This is a genomic window from Rhodanobacter sp. Col0626, assembly GCF_049994385.1.
Taxonomy (GTDB): domain Bacteria; phylum Pseudomonadota; class Gammaproteobacteria; order Xanthomonadales; family Rhodanobacteraceae; genus Rhodanobacter.
Window position 1 is genome coordinate 2,259,430 of sequence record NZ_CP188260.1, and the last position, 19,590, is coordinate 2,279,019.

Annotated in this window: 19 protein-coding genes and 1 tRNA gene; 8 read left to right on the top strand and 12 right to left on the bottom strand. The window is 61.9% G+C overall.

The window, feature by feature from the left end:
* Positions 1–39 precede the first annotated feature (39 nt).
* Entirely contained in the window at positions 40–447 is a 408-nt protein-coding gene (rnk, locus tag ACPPVV_RS09565) for a nucleoside diphosphate kinase regulator (RefSeq protein ID WP_426699673.1), read from the bottom strand.
* Positions 448–633: 186 nt separating this feature from the next.
* Between rnk and ACPPVV_RS09570 the strand changes: the two genes are divergently transcribed.
* The 6 genes from ACPPVV_RS09570 to ACPPVV_RS09595 all read left to right on the top strand — a co-directional run bounded on the left by ACPPVV_RS09570 (position 634) and on the right by ACPPVV_RS09595 (position 9,059).
* Positions 634–2,115, top strand: a complete 1,482-nt coding sequence (locus ACPPVV_RS09570) for an MFS transporter (protein WP_426699674.1) — start codon at positions 634–636, stop codon at positions 2,113–2,115.
* A gap of 86 nt (positions 2,116–2,201) precedes the next feature.
* Positions 2,202–3,599: a sodium:proton antiporter NhaD gene (nhaD, locus tag ACPPVV_RS09575; protein WP_426699675.1), complete on the top strand. Its 1,398-nt coding sequence runs from the start codon at positions 2,202–2,204 to the stop codon at positions 3,597–3,599.
* 60 nt (positions 3,600–3,659) lie between these two features.
* Positions 3,660–4,868 (top strand): cation:proton antiporter, encoded by a 1,209-nt coding sequence (locus ACPPVV_RS09580; RefSeq protein ID WP_426699676.1) that lies wholly within the window; start codon positions 3,660–3,662, stop codon positions 4,866–4,868.
* 85 nt (positions 4,869–4,953) lie between these two features.
* Positions 4,954–5,328 (top strand): response regulator, encoded by a 375-nt coding sequence (locus ACPPVV_RS09585; protein WP_426699677.1) that lies wholly within the window; start codon positions 4,954–4,956, stop codon positions 5,326–5,328.
* A 198-nt stretch (positions 5,329–5,526) separates the two neighbouring features.
* Positions 5,527–7,329, top strand: coding sequence for a DUF885 domain-containing protein (locus ACPPVV_RS09590; protein ID WP_426699678.1), 1,803 nt, complete (start codon positions 5,527–5,529; stop codon positions 7,327–7,329).
* A 251-nt stretch (positions 7,330–7,580) separates the two neighbouring features.
* Positions 7,581–9,059 (top strand): diguanylate cyclase, encoded by a 1,479-nt coding sequence (locus ACPPVV_RS09595; protein WP_426699679.1) that lies wholly within the window; start codon positions 7,581–7,583, stop codon positions 9,057–9,059.
* 154 nt (positions 9,060–9,213) lie between these two features.
* Here ACPPVV_RS09595 and ACPPVV_RS09600 read toward each other — a convergent pair whose 3' ends face one another.
* Positions 9,214–9,666 (bottom strand): GNAT family N-acetyltransferase, encoded by a 453-nt coding sequence (locus tag ACPPVV_RS09600; protein ID WP_426703208.1) that lies wholly within the window; start codon positions 9,664–9,666, stop codon positions 9,214–9,216.
* On the opposite strand from ACPPVV_RS09600, the gene ACPPVV_RS09605 reads away from it, so the two are divergent.
* Positions 9,568–9,909, top strand: coding sequence for a hypothetical protein (locus ACPPVV_RS09605; protein WP_426699680.1), 342 nt, complete (start codon positions 9,568–9,570; stop codon positions 9,907–9,909). The two genes, ACPPVV_RS09600 and ACPPVV_RS09605, sit on opposite strands and share 99 nt — an antisense overlap.
* Here the strand turns inward: ACPPVV_RS09605 and ACPPVV_RS09610 are convergent.
* From ACPPVV_RS09610 to ACPPVV_RS09625, 4 genes are all read right to left on the bottom strand, one after another.
* On the bottom strand, positions 9,878–11,470 hold the full coding sequence (locus ACPPVV_RS09610) for a hypothetical protein (protein WP_426699681.1): 1,593 nt from the start codon (positions 11,468–11,470) through the stop codon (positions 9,878–9,880). The two genes, ACPPVV_RS09605 and ACPPVV_RS09610, sit on opposite strands and share 32 nt — an antisense overlap.
* A gap of 739 nt (positions 11,471–12,209) precedes the next feature.
* A complete protein-coding gene (gene yghU / locus ACPPVV_RS09615) occupies positions 12,210–13,100 on the bottom strand; it encodes a glutathione-dependent disulfide-bond oxidoreductase (RefSeq protein WP_426699682.1) in 891 nt (296 codons plus the stop codon).
* A 29-nt stretch (positions 13,101–13,129) separates the two neighbouring features.
* Entirely contained in the window at positions 13,130–13,924 is a 795-nt protein-coding gene (locus ACPPVV_RS09620; RefSeq protein WP_426699683.1) for a glutathione S-transferase family protein, read from the bottom strand.
* On the bottom strand, positions 13,921–14,598 hold the full coding sequence (locus ACPPVV_RS09625; protein ID WP_426699684.1) for a peroxiredoxin-like family protein: 678 nt from the start codon (positions 14,596–14,598) through the stop codon (positions 13,921–13,923). Before ACPPVV_RS09625 ends, ACPPVV_RS09620 begins: the two co-directional genes overlap by 4 nt.
* Before the next feature lie 96 nt (positions 14,599–14,694).
* On the opposite strand from ACPPVV_RS09625, the gene ACPPVV_RS09630 reads away from it, so the two are divergent.
* Positions 14,695–15,600, top strand: a complete 906-nt coding sequence (locus ACPPVV_RS09630; RefSeq protein WP_426699685.1) for a LysR substrate-binding domain-containing protein — start codon at positions 14,695–14,697, stop codon at positions 15,598–15,600.
* A 268-nt stretch (positions 15,601–15,868) separates the two neighbouring features.
* Here the strand turns inward: ACPPVV_RS09630 and ACPPVV_RS09635 are convergent.
* The 6 genes from ACPPVV_RS09635 to ACPPVV_RS09660 all read right to left on the bottom strand — a co-directional run bounded on the left by ACPPVV_RS09635 (position 15,869) and on the right by ACPPVV_RS09660 (position 19,542).
* Positions 15,869–15,958: transfer RNA gene (locus tag ACPPVV_RS09635), tRNA-Ser, on the bottom strand.
* 182 nt (positions 15,959–16,140) lie between these two features.
* Entirely contained in the window at positions 16,141–16,524 is a 384-nt protein-coding gene (locus ACPPVV_RS09640; RefSeq protein ID WP_426699686.1) for an LrgA, read from the bottom strand.
* On the bottom strand, positions 16,521–17,801 hold the full coding sequence (gene serS / locus ACPPVV_RS09645; protein ID WP_426699687.1) for a serine--tRNA ligase: 1,281 nt from the start codon (positions 17,799–17,801) through the stop codon (positions 16,521–16,523). Before serS ends, ACPPVV_RS09640 begins: the two co-directional genes overlap by 4 nt.
* 107 nt (positions 17,802–17,908) lie before the next feature.
* Positions 17,909–18,487 carry a hypothetical protein gene (locus ACPPVV_RS09650; RefSeq protein ID WP_426699688.1) on the bottom strand — a complete coding sequence of 193 codons (579 nt, stop codon included), beginning with the start codon at positions 18,485–18,487 and terminating at the stop codon, positions 17,909–17,911.
* Positions 18,488–18,611: 124 nt separating this feature from the next.
* Positions 18,612–19,166 (bottom strand): hypothetical protein, encoded by a 555-nt coding sequence (locus tag ACPPVV_RS09655; protein ID WP_426699689.1) that lies wholly within the window; start codon positions 19,164–19,166, stop codon positions 18,612–18,614.
* Entirely contained in the window at positions 19,153–19,542 is a 390-nt protein-coding gene (locus tag ACPPVV_RS09660) for a nuclear transport factor 2 family protein (protein ID WP_426699690.1), read from the bottom strand. Before ACPPVV_RS09660 ends, ACPPVV_RS09655 begins: the two co-directional genes overlap by 14 nt.
* Between the last annotated feature and the right edge of the window lie 48 nt (positions 19,543–19,590).

Below are 19,590 nucleotides of genomic sequence, written 5' to 3' on the forward strand. Positions count from 1 at the left end.
TTTAGCGACACCGACCCAGTCCGGCCGGTGCCATTGCTCTCAACGGTGCAAATGGCCTGCCGCTTCCGGCTGATAGCTGATCTGAAGCACCTTCAGGCGGCGCTTGCGGCCGTCCGGCGTCGGCCAGTCGATCTGCTGATCGCGCGCCAGGCCCAGCAAGGCGCTGCCCACCGGCGCCAGAATGGATACCGTGCCGGGCGTACCGGCAGCGGCCGGGTAGACCAGGGTCAGGGTCAGCTTCTCGCCGTTGCTTTCGTCCTCGAAAGTGACCGTGGAATTCATCGTCACGATATGCGCCGGCATGGCCGCCGGCTCGACCACGTCGGCGCGATCCAGTTCGGCACGCAGCGCATCGAGTTTCGCAGACTCGGCGGCACTCTGGCGTTCCAGCAACGCTTCGATGCTCTCCATGTCGATACGTGAAATAGTGATCGGTGGCTTGCTCATGACTTTTCCTGGTACAGGCGGCTCCTGCCGCACAAAAGCACACGCCGGAACGAATGGTCCCGGCGCGCATGGTTGCTGACAATGGTCGTTTTACCTGTCCGGGTATGACGGACAGATGAAACAAGGCTGACTCTGCGGATCACGCATGCAAAAAGCAAGCTGTCATAGCAGGTATCATAGTGGCCCATGTCTCACCAAGCCGCTGCGGATGCCGACGCTGCTGCCGCTGCCGTTTCCACGCCAGCGATAGCCACCACCGATTTGTCGGAAATTTCCTCGAGCGAACGCTTCCGTGGCCTGCTCTGGCTGGTCGCCGCTGCGTTCTTCATGCAGTCACTCGATTCCACCGTGGTCAACACGGCCGTGCCGGCCATGGCGCAAGCGCTGCAGGTAACGCCGCTGGGCATGCGCACGGCGTTGACCAGTTACGTGCTGACCCTGGCGATCCTGATCCCGGCCAGTCCGTGGCTGTGCGATCGGCTGGGTACGCGCCGGGTATTCGGCATCGCGATCGTGGTATTCGGCGTGGGTTCGCTGCTTTGCGGCGTGGCGCAGACGCTGCCGCAACTGGTCGCCGCGCGTGTGTTGCAGGGCGTCGGCGGCGCCTCGCTGATGCCGGTGGGCCGCTATGTGCTGGTGCGCAGTATCGACAAGCGCGAGTTCGTGCGCGCGATGAGCACGGTGGCCACGTTCGGCCTGCTCGGCTCCGTGCTGGGTCCATTGCTGGGTGGCGCCCTGGTGGAGTTCACTTCGTGGCGGCTGATTTTTCTGATCAATGTGCCGGTGGCGATTGCCGGTGTGTGGATGAACAAACGCGACATGCCGGACTACCGGCTCGATCACGCCAATCGCTTCGACCTGTTCGGCTTCCTGCTGTTCGCCGCCGCCTCGGCGTTGCTGCTGACCGCGTCGGAACTGGCTGGTGCCACGCCAGTGCCTTGGGTACGGATCGGGCTGTGCGGTGTCGTCGCGGTGCTGATGGGCACGGTCTACGTCTGGCACAGCCGGCGCACCGCGCATCCGGTGGCCGATCTCGCCTTGCTGAAGATCCGCAGCGTATGGGTCGCGCTGGCCGGTGGCCTGTTCACCCGGCTCGGCATCTCCGGCATGTTCCTGCTGCTGGTGCTGTTCCTGCAGGTGGGTTGCGGCTGGTCGCCATTGATGGCCGGCCTGATGATGGTGCCGCAGGCGCTGGGCTCGATCACCGCCAAATGGGCGATCAACCGCGCCATAGTGCACTTCGGCTATCGCCGGTTGCTGCTGGGCAACACCCTGATCGTGGCCGTGCTGCTTGGATCGTTCGCCCTGCTCGGTCCAACCTCCCCGGTATGGCTGATTGCCGTGTTGACGTTCGGCTACGGCGCGTTTGCCGGCATGCAGTACACCGCGATGAACACGCTGATCTACAACGATGTGGATATTCAGCATGCGTCGATGGTTTCGTCGATGGCCTCGACCGCGCAATACCTGGCGATGAGTTTCGGCATCGCGCTGTCCACCCTGCTGATGGAAGCGATGCTGCAGGGCCACGCCCATGCCGACTACGTCATGGCGTTCCGCTGGACAGTGATCCTGCTGGCGGTGATCACGGCCATCGCCAGCCGCGTGTTCAGCCGTTTGCGGCACGATCGCCCGGCATCCGCCGCGGTGGCACCAAGCACGCCGTAAGCGCAGACCGCGTGGTGCCTGGCACCGCTGCAGGCTGATACCCTGTGTGTCGATCGGCGTCATGACGCCTCATTGAAGGATTCCTCATGCGCTGGCTTGCCATTGCCGTGGCCACCCTGTTTGCCAGCCCGCTGGCGATGGCATCCGAACCCGGCGACACAGCGAACTTTGGCCTCGTGCACCATCCGATCGGGTGGGCCGCGCTGGTGCTGTTCGTGCTGGCCTATGTCGCGGTGATCTTCGAGGAGCGCATCAACATCGCCAAATCGAAGCCGGTCATGCTGGCGGCGGCGATCATCTGGGGCATGATCGCCTGGTATGAAGGTGGCGCCGGTGGTGTCGCCGGGCAGACACGCCATGCGTTCGAGGCGATGTTCCTCGAATACGCGGAGATCTTCTTTTTCCTGGTGGTAGCGATGACCTATGTCACCGCCATGGGCGAGCGCGGGGTGTTCCAGGCGTTGCGCGCGCAGCTGGTCCGGCACGGTTTCAGTTATCGCGCGCTGTTCTGGATTACCGGACTGCTGGCTTTCATGCTGTCCCCGGTGATGGACAACCTGACCACGGCGCTGGTGATGTCGGCGGTGATCCTCGCCGTCGGTGCCGGCAACACGCGATTCATCACGCTGGCGATGATCAACCTGGTGGTGGCGGCCAATGCCGGAGGCGCCTGGAGCGCGTTCGGCGACATCACCACGTTGATGGTGTGGCAGGCGAACAAGGCGCAGTTCTTCGATTTCTTCCGGCTGTTCTTCCCTGCCGTGGTCAACTGGCTGATGCCCGCGCTGGCGATGCATTTCGCCCTGCCCCGCGGCAAGCCGGACGCCGCCGATGGAAACAGCCACATCAAACACGGCGGCATCAGCATCTGCCTCACGTTTGCACTGACCATCGTGATCACCGTGATCGGCCGCCAATGGCTCGACATGCCGGCGGTCTACGGCATGCTCACCGGCCTGGCGCTGCTCAACCTGCTGGCCAGCCGCATCGATTATCGCCAGCAACGTTACGCACTGGCACAGGGCATGGAGGCGCAGCGTTATTCGATCTTCCAGATCATCGCGAATGCGGAATGGGACACCTTGCTGTTCTTCTTCGGCGTATTCGCCTGCGTTGGCGGCCTGGCCGCCATCGGTTATCTGGAACTGGCCTCGCACCAGTTGTACGGCAATCTCGGTGCGACCACCGCCAATGCTGCAATGGGCCTGCTTTCGGCAGTGATCGACAACATTCCGATCATGTTCGCGGTGATCAAGATGAATCCGCCGATGGATGCCAGCCAGTGGCTGCTGATCACGCTGACCGCCGGTGTTGGCGGCAGCGTGCTGTCGATCGGCTCGGCAGCCGGCGTCGCGCTGATGGGCGCTTCCCGCGGCAGCTACACCTTCATGGGCCATCTGCGCTGGAGCTGGGCGATCGGGCTGGGCTACGTCGCCAGTATCGCGTTGCACCTGTGGCTCACGGCAGCCGTGTTCGGCGGCTGATTCATCACGCGCCAACGCGGGCCTGTACTATCCGGTAGCCAACCGACGGGACGACCCTTGATGCACCACGCCGCCGACATCCTGCTAACCCTGTTCGTCATTTTCGTGGCGGCCCAGATCGGCGCCGAAATCGCCCAGCGCCTGAAGCTGCCCGGCGTCGTCGGCGAGATCGCCGCCGGTTGCGTGGTCGGGCCCTCGTTGCTCGGCTGGATCAGTGCCGACCAGATCGTGCCGGGCACGCCGCTGGATGTACTGGCGGAGATCGGTGTGGTGCTGCTGCTGTTTTCCGTCGGTCTGGAAACCCGTCTCGACGACCTGAAGAAGGTCGGCAAGAGCGCCTTTCTGGTCGGTGTGCTTGGCGTCATCGTGCCGTTCGGCATGGGTGTGTTGTGGGCGCACGGCGAAGGGTTCGAGTGGATCAAGTCGCTGTTCGTCGCCGCCGCGTTCGTGGCCACGTCGGCTGGCATCACGGCTCGCGTGTTGCAGGAGTTGGGCGTGCTGCAACATGCCGAGAGCCGGGTCATCCTCGGCGCCGCGGTGATCGACGACATCCTGGCGATGCTGCTTCTCGGCGTGGTGTCTTCGCTGCAGGGCGGCGGCTCGCTGGACCTGCAATCACTGTTGCTCACCCTGCTTGGTGCGGTCGGTTTCGTCGCGATCATCGGCTGGGGTGGCACCCAGGTGATGCGTCGCCGCTCCGGATGGCTGGAAGCTCCGATCAGTCCGCACTCCGCGCTGACCGTGGTGCTGGCGATCTGTCTCGGCCTGGCGTGGCTGTCCACCCGTTTCGGACTGGCCGCGATCATCGGCGCGTTCCTGGCCGGCATGATCGCCTCCGAAACGCGCCAGCGCGAGGATCTGGAACACCAGACGCTGCCACTGCTGTCCTTCCTCACCCCGTTCTTCTTCGTGGTGACCGGCGCCAAGGTAGATCTTGCGGAGCTCACCAGCCTCGATGCACTGGTGATGCTGGCCGTCGTCACCGTGATCGCGATCGTATCCAAACTGCTCGGCGGTTTTCTCGGCGCCTTGTCGATGGGTCGGCGCAGCGCCGTCATCATCGGTTTCGGCATGGTGCCGCGTGGCGAAGTCGGCGTGGTCATCGCCAGCCTCGGTCTTGCCGCCGGCGTCTTCAGCAACCGCATCTACGCCATCATCGTGGCGATGTCGCTGCTCACCGCCATGGTCACGCCGCCCGTGCTGGCGTGGTTGTTGAAGCGCCCGGACGACTCGACCTCGGTGGTCGAGATGCCCGATACGAAAAGCTGAAATCTGCGGGTCGCCCCCTGCCGGATTCTCGCCCAGGGTCGTTGATCAGGAATATCCTTGGTGGCATTGATTCCCGGGGGGGCGCATGGACACAACGAAAACCGTACTCATTGTCGACGACGACGACCTGGTACTCGAATCCATCGACCTGCTGCTGTCCGCCGTCGACGGTTTCCGGTGCATTCGAGCGCGCGGTTCAGCTAGCGCCGTCAGCCACATGCAGCACTCCCCTGTCGATGTCATCGTCGCCGACGTCATCCTTGCCGGCAGCATGTCCGGCATCGACATCTGTCAGAAGGCGGTTGAGCACCATCCCACCATCGCCGTCGTCGTGATTACCGCCGACCCCGAGGTCCACTGTGCCGACATTCCCGAATGCGGCGTGCTTCTGCGCAAGCCGTTTGGCGGTGAGCAGTTGCTGGAAGCGATCAGGGTAGCCTTGAACAAGGCGAGAAACTGAAACAGTTCAGCCCGATCGAGTGCCACCGGGGTCTTCCGCAGAAGCTGGCAGCACGCATGCCGAAGGTCGACCAGCACGTCGGTGGACGGAGCGGACTGGCCAGCCACGGCTGTATGCCTGCCACCCGGCGTTTTCCGTTTGCACGCTTGCGCCGGAACGCCTAGGCTCGACGCTTCCACCCAGAGGGGAAAGTCGATCATGCGCCCGTTCCGCGTACTCACGCTGTCCGCTGTCGTTGCCTCCATTCTCCTTGTCGGCTGCTCGCCCGACGCATCGCCACCCGCGCAGGCGGTGACACCCGCCGGCGCATCGACCGCCAAGGCCACGGCCACCAACCAGGGAGCAGCGCTGACCACGGCGGTCGATACTTTTCTCAGTGGTTTTTTCCAGCACAGCCCGGTGTTTGCCGCCAACGCCGGCAAGCACGAGTTCGACGGGAAACTGCCTGACTACAGCCCGGATGGCCTGAAGGCAACGGCTGATTGGCTGCACGCGCAACGCAACACGTTCGCCGCCTTCGGCAACGACCAGCTCGATGCGCAGGGCCGCTTTCAACGCGACTACGTGCTGGCGGTGATCGATGGCCAACTGTTCTGGCTGGAAGATTCCGGCGCGCCGTACAAGAACCCGACCTTTTACACCGGTGACCTGTCACCGAGCATGTATCTGACCCGGCCGTACGCACCGCTGGCCCAGCGCATGGCGGCGTTCGTCAGCTACCAGGAGGCACTGCCCAAGGCGCTGGCGCAGATCAAGGCCAACCTCAAGCTGCCGCTACCCGCGTCGTACATCGATGTCGGCGTCAACTCGTTCGCCGGTTTCGCCAGCTTCTTCAAGACCGATGTGCCCGGCATCTTCGCGCCAGTGAAGGACACCGCCCTGCAAGCACGTTTCAAGGCCAGCAATGCCGCCGCCATCAAGGCCACGCAGGAGCTGGGCGACTGGCTGAAGGCGCAGAAACCGAAAGCCACCCAGGATTACGCACTGGGCGCCGAAAAATTCTCCAAGATGCTGCATGCGACCGAGCTGGTCGACCTGCCGCTGGACCAGCTCAAGAAGATTGGCGAGTCCGACCTGCAACGCAACCTCGCAGCCCTCAAGGCCGCCTGCGATCAATATGCTCCCGGCACATCGCTGAACGCATGCGTCGCCAAGGAGAGCGCCGACAAGCCAGTCGGCGGTGCCGTGGCGGGCGCGCGTGCACAGCTCGCGAGCCTGCGCCAGTTCATTGTCGACAAGAACCTGGCAAGCATTCCCGGCACCGAACAGGCGAAGGCCGAAGAGGCGCCGCCGTTCAATCGCTGGAACTTCGCCTATATCGAGATTCCCGGCCCGTACGAAAAAAACCTGCCGTCGGTGTATTACATCGCGCCGCCGGATCCGACCTGGAGCAAGGCCGACCAGCAGGCCTACGTGCCAGGCAAGGCCGCGTTGCTGTTCGTGTCCTCGCATGAAGTTTGGCCGGGCCATTTCCTGCAGTTCCTGCACGCGAACCGCGCCGACTGGAAGTTCGGCCAGCTGTTCGTCGGCTACGCCTTCGCCGAAGGCTGGGCACACTACGCCGAAGAAATGATGTTCGATGCCGGCGTGGGCGGCGCCACGCCGGAAGTCCATATCGGGCAGCTCACCAACGCCCTGCTCCGTGACGTGCGCTACCTGTCCGCCATTGGCCTGCACACCGGCGGCATGACCATCGCCCAGTCCGAGCAGATGTTCCGGGACAAGGCCTTTCAGGATCCGGGCAATGCACGCCAGCAGGCAGCGCGCGGCACCTACGATCCGGCCTACCTCAACTACACGCTGGGCAAGCTGATGATCATGCAGCTGCGCCAGGACTGGATCGCCGCCCACCCCGGCCCGAATGCGCTGAAGGCCTTCCACGACCAGTTCCTCAGCTACGGCGGCCCGCCGATCCCGCTGGTGAGGCAGCAGATGCTGGGTGGGAAGGTGGAGGCGAAGCTCTGGACGGCTGAGGAAAAGACGCCTGAACCGGTTCGCTGATGGGAACGCCGCGCCGGTGCCGGCTGATTGGCTCGACACCGGGAGTCAAGGCCGCGACGTAGTGCGCGCAGGTCCGGCACGGATCCGGCGCTGACCATGGGTGTTACCGGCATCCTCCGTGGCGGCAGGATCCGGCCGCAGTGACCGCGTGACCTGTGGGCAGCCGCACTTTGTGGCAGGCTTCAGCCACGGGCGCCGGACGCGTAGGCTGACGCCCAAATACCACATCCACAGCACCGGAACATCGCGAGATGAAAATGTACGCCGGGATCTCCCGAGCTTATGTGCCGCTGCTGCTGGCCCAGTTGGGCGTGATCGCATGGGCGCCGCTGCATTTGCTCTCGTGGAGTTACGCCGTCGTGCTGGCCATGCTCGCGCTGACGGTATTGCTGTGCTGGCGACGGCGTTGCGTCAGCGTCGCTCACAACCGTCCGCTCTGGAGCCTGCTCCTGCTCGCGCTGGTCGCACAAGGATGCGCATTCGGCCTGCTGTTCACCGACTCGCTGTCCAATCCGCAGGGCACCTTGGTTGCCTTCGATCCGACGCTCTACTTCTGCCTGAGCAGTCTCCTGCTTACCATCGCCGCAGCCTACAACCCGGTTGCCACGCTCTATCGCTGGGCCAGCATCGTCGATGCCCTGCTGGCATGCGCCATCGCGACGCTGTTCTATTACACGCTGCACCAAGTGCTGAACGCAGCCACGCAGGAATCGGCAACGGCAACGTTCGTGATGCGGATGTTCGATGCGATGGGGCTGTTCGTGGCAGTGTTCGCCACGCTACGCCTGGTCTCCACGAAACGATCGGATGAACGGCGATTCTTCTTCGTGCTCACTGTTTTTGCATGGCTCGATGCCGTGCTGCCCGGCATCCACAACCGCTTTATCCTGAGCAGCGAGTCGTACCTGCCCGAGCTGCTGCTCGGCCTGCCCTTCGTGGTACTGGGTTTTCTGCTGGGGCGGCGGCGCAAAGTCTGGCTGCGCAGCTACCGTCCCAGCCGCAGGATCCGCCATTTCGCCGAAAGCATCAGCCCTTTCGTGATGAGCCTGGCCTTGTGCTGCCTCGCGTTCGCGCAACTGGGCAAGAACCCCTTCCTCGCCACGATCATGCTGATACTCGCCATCACGTCCTACGCGGCACGCAACGCCATCGTGCTGGGGCAGCACCTGGCCTTCGAGGATGATCTGCGAAAACTCAAGCGTGGACTGCAGCAAGCCATCGTGCGTGACGATCTTTCGTCCTTGCTCAATCGTCGCGGCTTTTATCGTCTTCTCAGGCGCGAATGGGCGGGTGCACTGGAAACGGGACGTGCGCTCAGCGTCGCGATGATCGACATCGACAGCTTCAAGGCGTTCAACGATACCTACGGACACCTTGCCGGCGACGACTGCCTGGTCGCCGTCGCGCATGCACTGCAACGCGAGGCGAGCCAGCAACCCGATGTGGTGGTCGCCAGGTACGGCGGCGAGGAATTCGTCGCCCTGATGGGTGGCTACGACCCAGCCACGTCGGAAGACATCCTGCAGCGGCTGCGGCGAAGGGTGGAAGCCATGCAGATCCGGCATGCACGCAGCATCAAGGACGTGGTGACCATCAGCGCCGGACTCGCGTCGACGGCCACGGCCCGCTACCCGGACAGCGACAAGTTTCTGAATGCGGCGGATGGAGCATTGTACGTGGCGAAGCGAAACGGGAGAAACTGCATCCACCGGGCCGGTGATACTGGGTGAGCTCCAGGTGATTTTTCAACGGAAGTGCGGCGCCATCAGGTCAACTGGTTGAAGCCCACAAGTCGTAAGCCAGCGTTACCCCAACGCGAAATGCAGGCAGTAAATGAGCACGTTGCCGATCGACTCTATGCAAGTTCGCCCGACTTCAAGGTGGCTAAAGCTTGATTTCTTTACCAGGCGCTGGAACTCCATGAGCGTGCTTGAATGTCCTGACCAATTCCATTAACCGGACTGGGTCTGGGTATTGCGTTTGACACCACTCAAATTTCTCTCGGATTCTCTGCGGGGCGCTAGCGCGATCTTCGATTTCAACGAAGCCGTGTTTAGCATATAAGGCTGGTAAGTGCGCGAACGGCAGACAGTAAAGGTTCGTTAGCTCGCATCGCTGCACGAGAAAATCAATAATGAGGTTGGCGAGCCCGTGACCTCTGAATCGAGAGAGCACATACATGCCACCCAATTCTCCTTCAAACGCTGAAAAGGTGACGATGCGTCCGATAGCGGCTCGTTGACCATCAACTTCGGCGATCGCGATGAAATCCTGAGCATCCGAAGATACAAAGCCGACCTCTGCATACCGTTCGTTGACCCACTCCCGCCGACGGATAACGTCCGGACTACCGTTACTGCTTTCATCTTAGAGGCCTACGCTGAGTTTCAAGCGACGGGGGAAGCCATCCGCTTGAATGAGAACCAGCTTGCTGGAAAGTGGATTGCCAAAGAGAAGTCTGTCCACCAAGCACTGGAGAAACGGACTAGTTCCGCGACGCGCTCGCTGCCATTGCGCATCAGCGCCGGTGCCAGCATGGATTTCAACCCTATGACTTACTTCCCAACGGCCGCAACATAGCCCGTTCGACAAGGCGGTGAACATCTGACCACGGCGTTGGGCCTTGATGCATCGCATACACCGTATCGACCTGCAGGTGCTCGCGTGCGACAGCCTGCATCACCTCGTACATCAGATCGGGGTCGTAAAGCGTGTGGTCGCTGTTGAAAGCCAAGGTGTCGCTGGCGTACAACAATTTCCATTGCGGAAAGTAAACCATGTACTGTCGTTCGGTCGATGCACCACGCAGTGGATACAACACCACGCGATTCGCCCCCTTGCCCAACTCCAGGTGACCACTCACGATCGTCCAGCTCGGTGCCTTCGGGTGAGACTGCAAATCATCCGGTTGCAAGCTATGCGGAGCATCCACGAGCCGATTTAGTAGCGTCTTGTTGAGGTCGAGCACGTACACCGGCACACCGTCTGCCACGGCCTGCCTTACGCCTGCAATATGTGGCCACGAATCGGACGTGCTGAGCACACCCTTGATTGGCACGCCGGGATACTCGCTGCGTACCTTGGCCAGCACGCCGCGTACGTAGCTGCTGGAAATCGGTGCTTCCAAGACCAGCACGCCATCGTTTTGCTTGATCAGCGTCGTGTTCCATGAGCCTTGATACAGCTCGATGCCCGGCGCCAGCTCGACGCGCTTCTTGTCGCTGAATTCGCGGTTCCAGCCTGTCGACTGGGCGCTTTTTTCAGCTATCGCGGAATCCATTACGAACTTCTTCGCATCTACCGTAACGTTGAAGGCAGGGCCGATGAGCTGAGATGAGGCGTACCACACTCCGTTGCGCCAATCGACACGGTTGGTCGGAAACACCACGCCCTGGACCAAACGCCAATTGTCGAAGTAGATGCGCTGATCGACATCTCCCCAGGCATACCAAAAATCCTTGAAGGCATGCGTGCGCTCCAGTGCGTCGGGAAGGTGGTTATGAGCATTCAGCAAGACCTTCACCGACGTGCCCTGCCAAGTGAACTCCACCACGCTGTGCGGTGTAGAGCGCAGCCATTGTGAGGGCGCGTAATGCAGGTCGGTGGCCGCCACTGCGTTGAGCAGAAGGCGCTCCGGTCCCAATGCCAAGGTGTCCTTGGCCCTCTCTATGTCCGCGAGAGAACAAGGCGCCTGACCTTGCTTGGTTTGATAGACACCGCCTTGTGGCGTCGCGATCAAGGTGACGTCGAAGTCAGCGCCATGCGGATCCGACTCGGGCCAGGTGACATGCTCATCACGCACAAGTCGCTGGTGGTCGAAATCAACCACTACTTTCTCGTGCTCGTACGAAGTAATGAATGGCTGCTGTCGATACGACTGTTCGGCGAGGACGGTATGTCCGATGGTTTCGTAGCTCGCGCTGTGAATGCCTGCGAGCTTTCCCGAGCCACCCATGGCGTTGATGGCCTGCTGGACACAAGCTTTTGCGTCCATGCTTTCGCAACCAGGATGTTCTACCTCCTTTACAGTATCGCCGTCCTGCGCCGCGTTTGCCGCCATCACCGGCGTGGTCAGTGCCGACATCATAAGGACCGCCGACAAGGCGCTACAAAACATGCTTCGGTCGACGCGGTGGTGCATGAGGGTTCCTCGGAGGCGCCCCGACCCAGGGGCAGTGCCGCGTACACTACGCTTGTCCCCTTCTTGCTCCGCATGCATAAAGTCACCCTGGCTGAGTGTCTTTTGGCATAGATAGTTTGCTTGCCAGGTCGTAGGTGATGTTGCTCACCCCGCTGCTCGATTACCTGGCGCTCCATGCGTCGCACATAGATTGGTCCGCGTCAGGTGATCCCACGACAAAGCCACGGTAATGTCGGCGCACGAATGCCATGTGTCACTGGATCAAACTGGCGCACCGCACACTCCGTTGCCCAACGGAGAGCTGAAGATGGTGATGCCTGTTCCAAAAACCTGACTAGAGAGCGTGACTGCCCTTCTTGCCGAAATTACCACCGGGTTTTACCCCGCCAACGCGGATTGTTCGACAAGGAAAACACTTCGCTCGAGTAATTTACTCAGCCGCGCATGGGCAAGATCGTGCGCGAGCGTTATTCGGATCTGAGCCACGACTCGCTGGTCACGCCACATCTCAATTTCGTCGACATGGGAGAAACACCGCAGGCGCTAGCGGATTTCTGCCGAGAGTGGCTCAAGCAAGGCTTGAGCGATGACGAACTGACCGCCATCCGCCAACACCTGCAACAGGAACGCGCCCATGGAATGAAACGTTTTCAAGCCATGGCCGAAAAAACACCTGGTCGCCCTGTCAGCTTGCAACAACCGGGACGGCCAGGCGCGATGAGTCAGGGGAACGGGCGATTCAACTTCCCGCGTCCCGGTTTTCCCCGGCGAGTCTGTCCTGGGTCTTGTCGTCGAAGTCGCTGGCGTCATGACGTTCGCGAAGCTGCTCCGACGGCTCACCGCTCGTGCGATTGACCATGCGCCCGCGCTTCACGGCCGGTCGCATGAGGATGGTGTCGGCCCAGCGTTGGATGTTCTTGTAGTCCTGCACCGAAAGGAAATCGGCGGCATCGTACTGCCAGCCCTTCACCAATCCGCCGTACCAGGGGAACACCGCGATGTCGGCGATGGTGTAGTCGCCACCGGCGAGGTACTCGCTCTCGGCCAGGCGCCGGTCGAGCACGTCGAGCTGCCGCTTCACTTCCATGGCGAAGCGGTCGATCGCGTATTCGATCTTGGTCGGCGCGTAGGCATAGAAATGGCCGAAACCGCCTCCCAGATACGGCGCGCTGCCCATTTGCCAGAACAGCCAGTTCAGTGTCTCGGTCCGGGCCGCGATGTTCTTCGGAAGGAAGACACCAAACTTCTCCGCGAGATACAGCAGGATCGATCCTGATTCAAACACGCGAATTGGCTCCGGCCCGCTGCGATCGAGCAGCGCCGGAATCTTCGAGTTCGGATTGAGCGCCACGAAACCGCTGCCGAACTGGTCGCCGTCGCCGATCTTGATCAGCCAGGCGTCGTACTCGGCGCCCGAATGGCCGAGCGCGAGTAGCTCTTCGAGCAGGATCGTGACCTTTACCCCGTTCGGCGTGCCGAGCGAGTAGAGCTGGAGTGGATGCCGGCCGACCGGCAACTCCTTGTCATGCGTCGGACCGGCCATCGGCCGGTTGGTATTTGCGAAGGTGCCTCCGCTTGGCTTGGTCCAGGTCCAGACCTTCGGAGGCATAAAGTCCATGGAATCCGTCATGCTTGTCTCCACGATCGCTTGAGGCTGGCTCATACAGCCGGGGAATAATTGGACGGGAAGAGTGCGCGTTTGGTCTCCTCGTCTTTGACCTTCTTGAACGGATGATCCTTGCCGACATCGCGCGCGTGGGCCACAGCCGGCCTCGCGTCGACGGTCTCGAAAAGACGCTTGAGGTTCGGATACGGGCCGACCGGATCGTCGGCGCCCTTGCATACATACGAAGCGCGGTCGAGCCAGCCCCAAGCCGAGATATCCGCGATCGTATAGGTGTCGCCAACGATATAGGTTCGTCCTTCGAGATGATCGTTCAGAACCTGGTAATGACGTTCGGCCTCACGCCGGTAACGATTGACGGCATAGTCGAGACCTTCAGGAGCCGCGAACTGGAAATGCACCGCCTGGCCCGAGAACGGCCCGAGCCCGGAGGCAAGGAACAGCAGCCAGGAAAGCAGCTCGGGGCGATCTTCCGCAGAGCCGAGGAGCTTCCCGGTTTTCTCGGCGAGGTAGATCAGGATTGCGGTGGAGTCAAAGACACGTGCTTCCTTACCACCCGGACCCTCCGTGTCGACAATAGCGGGCACCTTGCCGTTGGGATTTATCGCGCGAAGGGACGGAAGGTGCTGCTCGCCCTTGCTGGTGTCGACCGGGATCGCCTCGTAAGGAAGCCCTGCCTCTTCGAGAAACAGGGCGATCTTCGCGGGGTTGGGCGTGGGGTGGAAATAAAAGCGGATCATGGCGTCTCCATCAAGTTTGCAAAATTCCCGGCCGCGCGAAGCGCGGATCAGTTGCCGGTACGGCTGTGCTTTTTGCTCGTCATCATTCAAGCCACGGCGTTAGTCCGCAGCTTGTCGAGCACCGGAAGAAGTTCTGACGGATCGGGACGCTGCGTGTAATCAGGATTGACCTCCGCATAGGCGATGATGCCATCGGTGCCGATGACATACCGTGCAGGCATCGGCAGCACCCAGGCCGGATCGTCGTTGAACGTCGGCAGATCATTCTTGAAGCCCTTGTAGAGTTCGACGAGGTAGTCCGGCAGCGAAAACCGCAATCCGAACGCGGCGGCGACGCGGCTCTTCTCGTCGCTCAGGATCGGGAAGGTCAGCTGGTTGTCGCGCTGAGACTTGCGGCTGTTCGGTGCCGTCTGGGGCGAGATGACGACAACGCTGGCGCCGCGTGCCTCGATCGCCGACGCCGCCGCTTGAAGGGCCTGGAGTTCCAGGTTGCAGTAGGGACACCAGACGCCGCGATAGAACGAAACGACTAGCGGGCCTTTTGCGAGAAGCTCGACTGAAGAAACCACATGGTCGTCGGGATCCTTGAGTGCGAACTCCGGCGCCTTGTCGCCGGCCTTCCTGGCATTGAGCGCCTGGCCGGAGGCAACCAGCTCCGACGTGGCGCGATGCATGGTGTCGAGCACGTCCGGTCCTGGTTTGTAAGCGAACTTTCCGCCTTCGAAATCAGCCTTGAGGGCGTCCAAACGGTCTTGAAGAGTCATGGCATGGGTTCCTTGAGTCGATAACGAATCGATTGTGGCCTATCCATTATTCCAAGGGTATGCTCATGGAGTGGACAACATTTATCCAATTCTCAAATGAATGATCGACTTCAGGAACTGACTGTTTTTGTGCGGGTAGGCGAAAGCGGTAGCTTTACCCGCGCCGCCCGCGACATGAACCTGTCCCAGCCCTCGGTATCGCGGATCATTGGGGAACTGGAGACGCGGCTGGGCGTGAAGCTTCTACTGCGCACCACGCGACGTCTCACCCTGACGACGGCGGGTGAGAAGTTTCTCGAAAGGGCGCGCGACGTTCTCGCCAGCCTCGATGAGGCTGAGGACGCTGCACGCGGTATCGACTCGCTGCGCGGCGCTATCCGCGTGGCGCTGCCCGTGGTTTTCGGTACGCGGGAAGTCATCCCGCGCCTGCCCGAATTCCTGGCGCTCCATCCGCTGCTGCGGATGGAGCTGCGTGTGTCCGACGCCTACCAGGACCTCGTCGCGGAAGGGGTGGATGTCGCCATCCGACTCGGCAAGCTCGCGGATTCGACGTTCGGCGCGCGCAGGCTCGCGACGCTGCCGAAGTATGTTGTCGCCGCGCCAGCGTATTTGAAGGCACGCGGCATACCAAGGAGCCCCGCCGATCTGGCGAACCATGACTGCATCTTCGGTCCGAACGGTTTTGGCCGGGAAAGCTGGATCTTCAAGCGGCGCAACACGATCATTTCGGTGGACGTGACCGGCCGCATCCACACCGACTCGGGGCCCGGTCTCTACGCCAGCGCGGTCGCCGGACTTGGCATCGCTCAGGCTTCCGCCGCAATGTGTGGCGCGGAATTGCGGTCGGGCACGTTGGTTGCCCTGTTGACTGATTACGCGCTGGAACCCGTGGACGTGCATGCCGTCTTTCCCGGCGGCCCCCGCCCCTCGACCAAGGTGCAGGCGTTCACTGACCATCTGATGACAGCGCTCAATGCCGGGCCGCTTGCATCCACAACGTGAGCCCTGTCGGGCACATGATTCTGATTGACGGGACACACGCCTGACGCGGGTTTCCTGGATCTTTGAGACTTACTAACAAAGCCTGAAACAAATGGCGGAGAGAGTGGGATTGTTCGGCTCATCCATGAGCCTCACCCCTACGCGCTGTGCGCTACGGGGCCAGCCTGCGGCTGTCCAAATTTGTTCCTGACAAATTTGTCGAACCAGTGGGCTCTCATCCTGTCACCTCAGAAACGCAAAACGCCCCGCATGGGGCGTTTTGCGTTTCTGGCGGAGAGAGTGGGATTCGAACCCACGGTAGTGTTACCACTACGGCAGTTTTCAAGACTGCTGCCTTAAACCGCTCGGCCATCTCTCCATAAACTTTGTTGCTGCAAGGCGCGCCACTACGGCAGTTTTGCTACGAGCATCCTGCCCTTCTCCCTTTCAAAGCGTACGACACGCAGTGACTGCAACCTTGCTGCCCTTCGACTTTACTTTGCTGCGCTCAGGACGAAAGGTGATAGTTCCGATTCGGACCATCGCGAAGACGGAATCTTATCAGGAACGCATGGGTGGATGGCCGTCGCGGCCCTTTTTCGACAGGGCCATCAGGCACCCTATCAAGATCGCCACGGGAATCAGCGCGCCGATCAGCGGGAACAGCAGTACCGGTTGGCGGATGACCATCGGGACGAGTTGTGTGGCGCTGGCCAGGGCGATGATCCACAGCCGCAGGCGGCGATTGTGGCGGGCAAACCAGAAGCTGCCGACGACCATGCACAGCGCGATGATCGACAGCACCAGATCGATTTTCGGCATCTGCCACACGCCATCGAAACCGAGGCGCATGCCGATGACCGTGAGCAGCACCAGCAACAGGAAATAGCTGGTGTAGAACTCGACCTTGTCCCAGGTTCCCCGGACTGGCGCGGGGGTGTTCATGCGATGCGGTCCATACCAGCCATGTAGGGACGCAGCGCTTCGGGGATGTTGATCGAGCCGTCGTCGTTCTGGTTGTTTTCCATCACCGCGATCAGGGTGCGGCCGATGGCGAGGCCGGAGCCGTTGAGGGTGTGCACGAGTTCGGGCTTGCCGGTGTCGGCGTTGCGTACACGGGCCTGCAGGCGACGGGCCTGGAAGTCTTCGCAGTTGGAGCAGCTGGAGATCTCGCGATAGGTCTGCTGGCTGGGCAGCCACACTTCGAGGTCGTAGGTCTTCACCGCGGTGAAGCCCATGTCGCCGCTGCACAACAGCATCTTGCGGTACGGCAGGCCGAGCTTCTGCAGCACGGTTTCGGCGTGGCCGACCATTTCCTCGAGCTGTGCATGCGACTGGTCGGCGCGGGCGATATGCACCATTTCGACTTTCTCGAACTGGTGCTGGCGGATCATGCCGCGGGTGTCGCGACCGTAGCTGCCGGCCTCGGCACGGAAGCACAGCGTGTGCGCGGTCATCCGCAACGGCAGCGCATCGGCATCCTGGATGGTGTCGCGCACCAGGTTGGTCAGCGAGACTTCGGCGGTGGGAATCAGGTAGCGTTTCGTTTCACCGACTTCGGTGGCGAACAGGTCGTCCTCGAACTTCGGCAACTGGCCGGTGCCCTGCATGCTGTCGGCGTTGACGATCACCGGCACATTGCATTCGAGGTAGCCATGCTCGCTGGTGTGCAGGTCGAGCATGAACTGGCCGAGCGCGCGGTGCAGGTGCGCGAGCTGGCCGCGCAGCACGGTGAAACGCGCACCGGAGAGCTTGGCTCCCACGTCACCGTCGAGCCAGCCGTGGCGTTCGCCCAGTTCGACGTGATCCTTCACCGCAAACGCGAATTCGCGCGGAGTGCCCCAGCGGCTGGTTTCGACGTTGTCTTTTTCGTCCTTGCCGATCGGCACGGATTCATGCGGGATGTTCGGAATGCCCAGCGCGATCGCGGCGAGCTTCGCCTGCACGTCGGCCAGGGCCTGCTCGTTGGCTTTTAGCTTGTCGCCGATACCGGCGACTTCGGCCATCAACGACGCCACGTCCTCGCCTTTCGCCTTGGCCTGGCCGATCGCCTTGGAACGCGTGTTGCGCAGGTTCTGCAGCTCCTGCGTCTCCATCGCCAGCTGCTTGCGACTGTTCTCCAGCGACTCGACAGCGGTCACGTCGAGCGTAAAGCCGCGGGTTTCGGCGAGGCGTGCGGCGGTTTCGGCGAGGCGCGAACGCAGCAGGGCGGGATCCAGCATGATCGAAGTCCGGGTGAAGGCTTGAACCGCGAATTATCGCTGCCGGGTGGCAATCGCCGCAATCGATACCGGGCGCGATGACATCGCCACCCGGCCTGTCGATCCGCTCAACGCGCCAGCTTGCGTTCGCTGCGCCCCAGCCACCACGCCATTGCCGCACCGGCAATCAGCCAGCCGATCAGCTGCTCCCCAAGGGCGGCGTAGGTGAAATCGAGCGGGAAGCGATACCAGTTCCAGTACGGCAGCATGGTGCTGAGCCAGGCGAATATCGCGGCGGCAGCGGCTACCGCGAGACGACGCCGAAAGCCCAGCCCGGCCAGACCCATCACGAAGGCCAGCGCGAGGGCGGACAAGGTATCGGACGCCCATTGCCGCCCGATCTGCGGACCCATCTGCATCATGTCGGTGCCCTGCGGTTGATAGACCACCCAGGCATACGGCGAGCGGACGGCCTTGATCGAATAAGCCCTGACTTCGGCCACGTTGCCCATCTTCTTCGGATCCAGCGAAGGCAGCATGTACACGCCGGCTTGGCTGCCCAGCCCTTCCTGCAGGCCGCTGAGCGCCACATTCTCATTGGCCGGAAGCCTGAACCCCACCTCGCCCAGACCCAGCGCCATGTGCGCCACCACGCCCCATACGAACATCAGGATGCCGCCGATAAGACCCGCCACGAGTACGCGCATGCTTCACCCTCCCCGGTTGATGCATCGAATCTATGCCCGATGCGCTGGCCTCGGCAAGGTTATGCGCAGCAGCGGCCGGCGCGTTCGAATTCGCATACCGGCACGAACCGAGCCGACCGCGATATCAATCGCCACCTTGCACGTGCGGGCGAAACACGATGTCAAAAACCGGTTTCCAGGTTCTGCCACTGTCCGTCGAGCGTTCCGCGGTCTCGCGCACGGCTCCGGCATCGGGACGCCAGGTGCCTCGCAGCAACGACGATGTTCCGTCCGGCGACGTCTCCGTACCGGTCAGGATCATGCGATCGCCCGCCAGATGGCCGTCCAGCTGCAGCAGCTTGCCGCGGTTGGTCACCCAGGTCTGGTGCCACATGTCGCGCGACGTGTCGTAGATGCTGAAACTTTCACCATGCATGCCGTCGTTTTGCCGGTAATCCTCCCGGATGACACAGCCATCGAGGACGATGGTCACCTTGTTGCGTGCCACCATTCTGGACGCAGAGCCGGCCTCGTAGGTATCCCAGTCGCCCGCAAAGAAATCGAACTGCCGAAATGGCACCGACCCGCATCGTGTTGCCGGCTTCGACTCGCCGCCGGCCCCGATCCCGGCAGCGCTCACCACTGTCGCGAGGATGACGGCGCAAGCGAGGCCAAGAACCACCATGCTAGTTGGACTCATGATCGGCCCCTGCGTGTGCGCGGGTGATTTGGGCAGAAACCACCTTCCACTCGTCGTCGTTGCGGACGTAGACATCGATGTAGCGGCTGATACCGCGCGCACCCGTCTTCTTCGTCCACGAACCCAACGCACGCACGAGTGCGACATCTCCATAGAACTTCACCTCGACATCGACCAGTTTGTAGTCCTCAAGGTCCGAGCAACCGCGGGCGGTCAGTTGCAGGAAGGCATGCTTGTCCAGCAGCGAGGCATCCGATTCGATGCACACAAACTCGTCGGCAAGATGCATCCGATACCAGTCGACGTCGCCGGCCAACGAGGCCGCCACGTACTTCTCGTTCATGCGCTGCAGTTGTTGTTCTTGGGGCATGGTCATGTTTTCCGGGCTCGATGGCGTCGTTGCCAAATGCTGGCAACAAGCGGG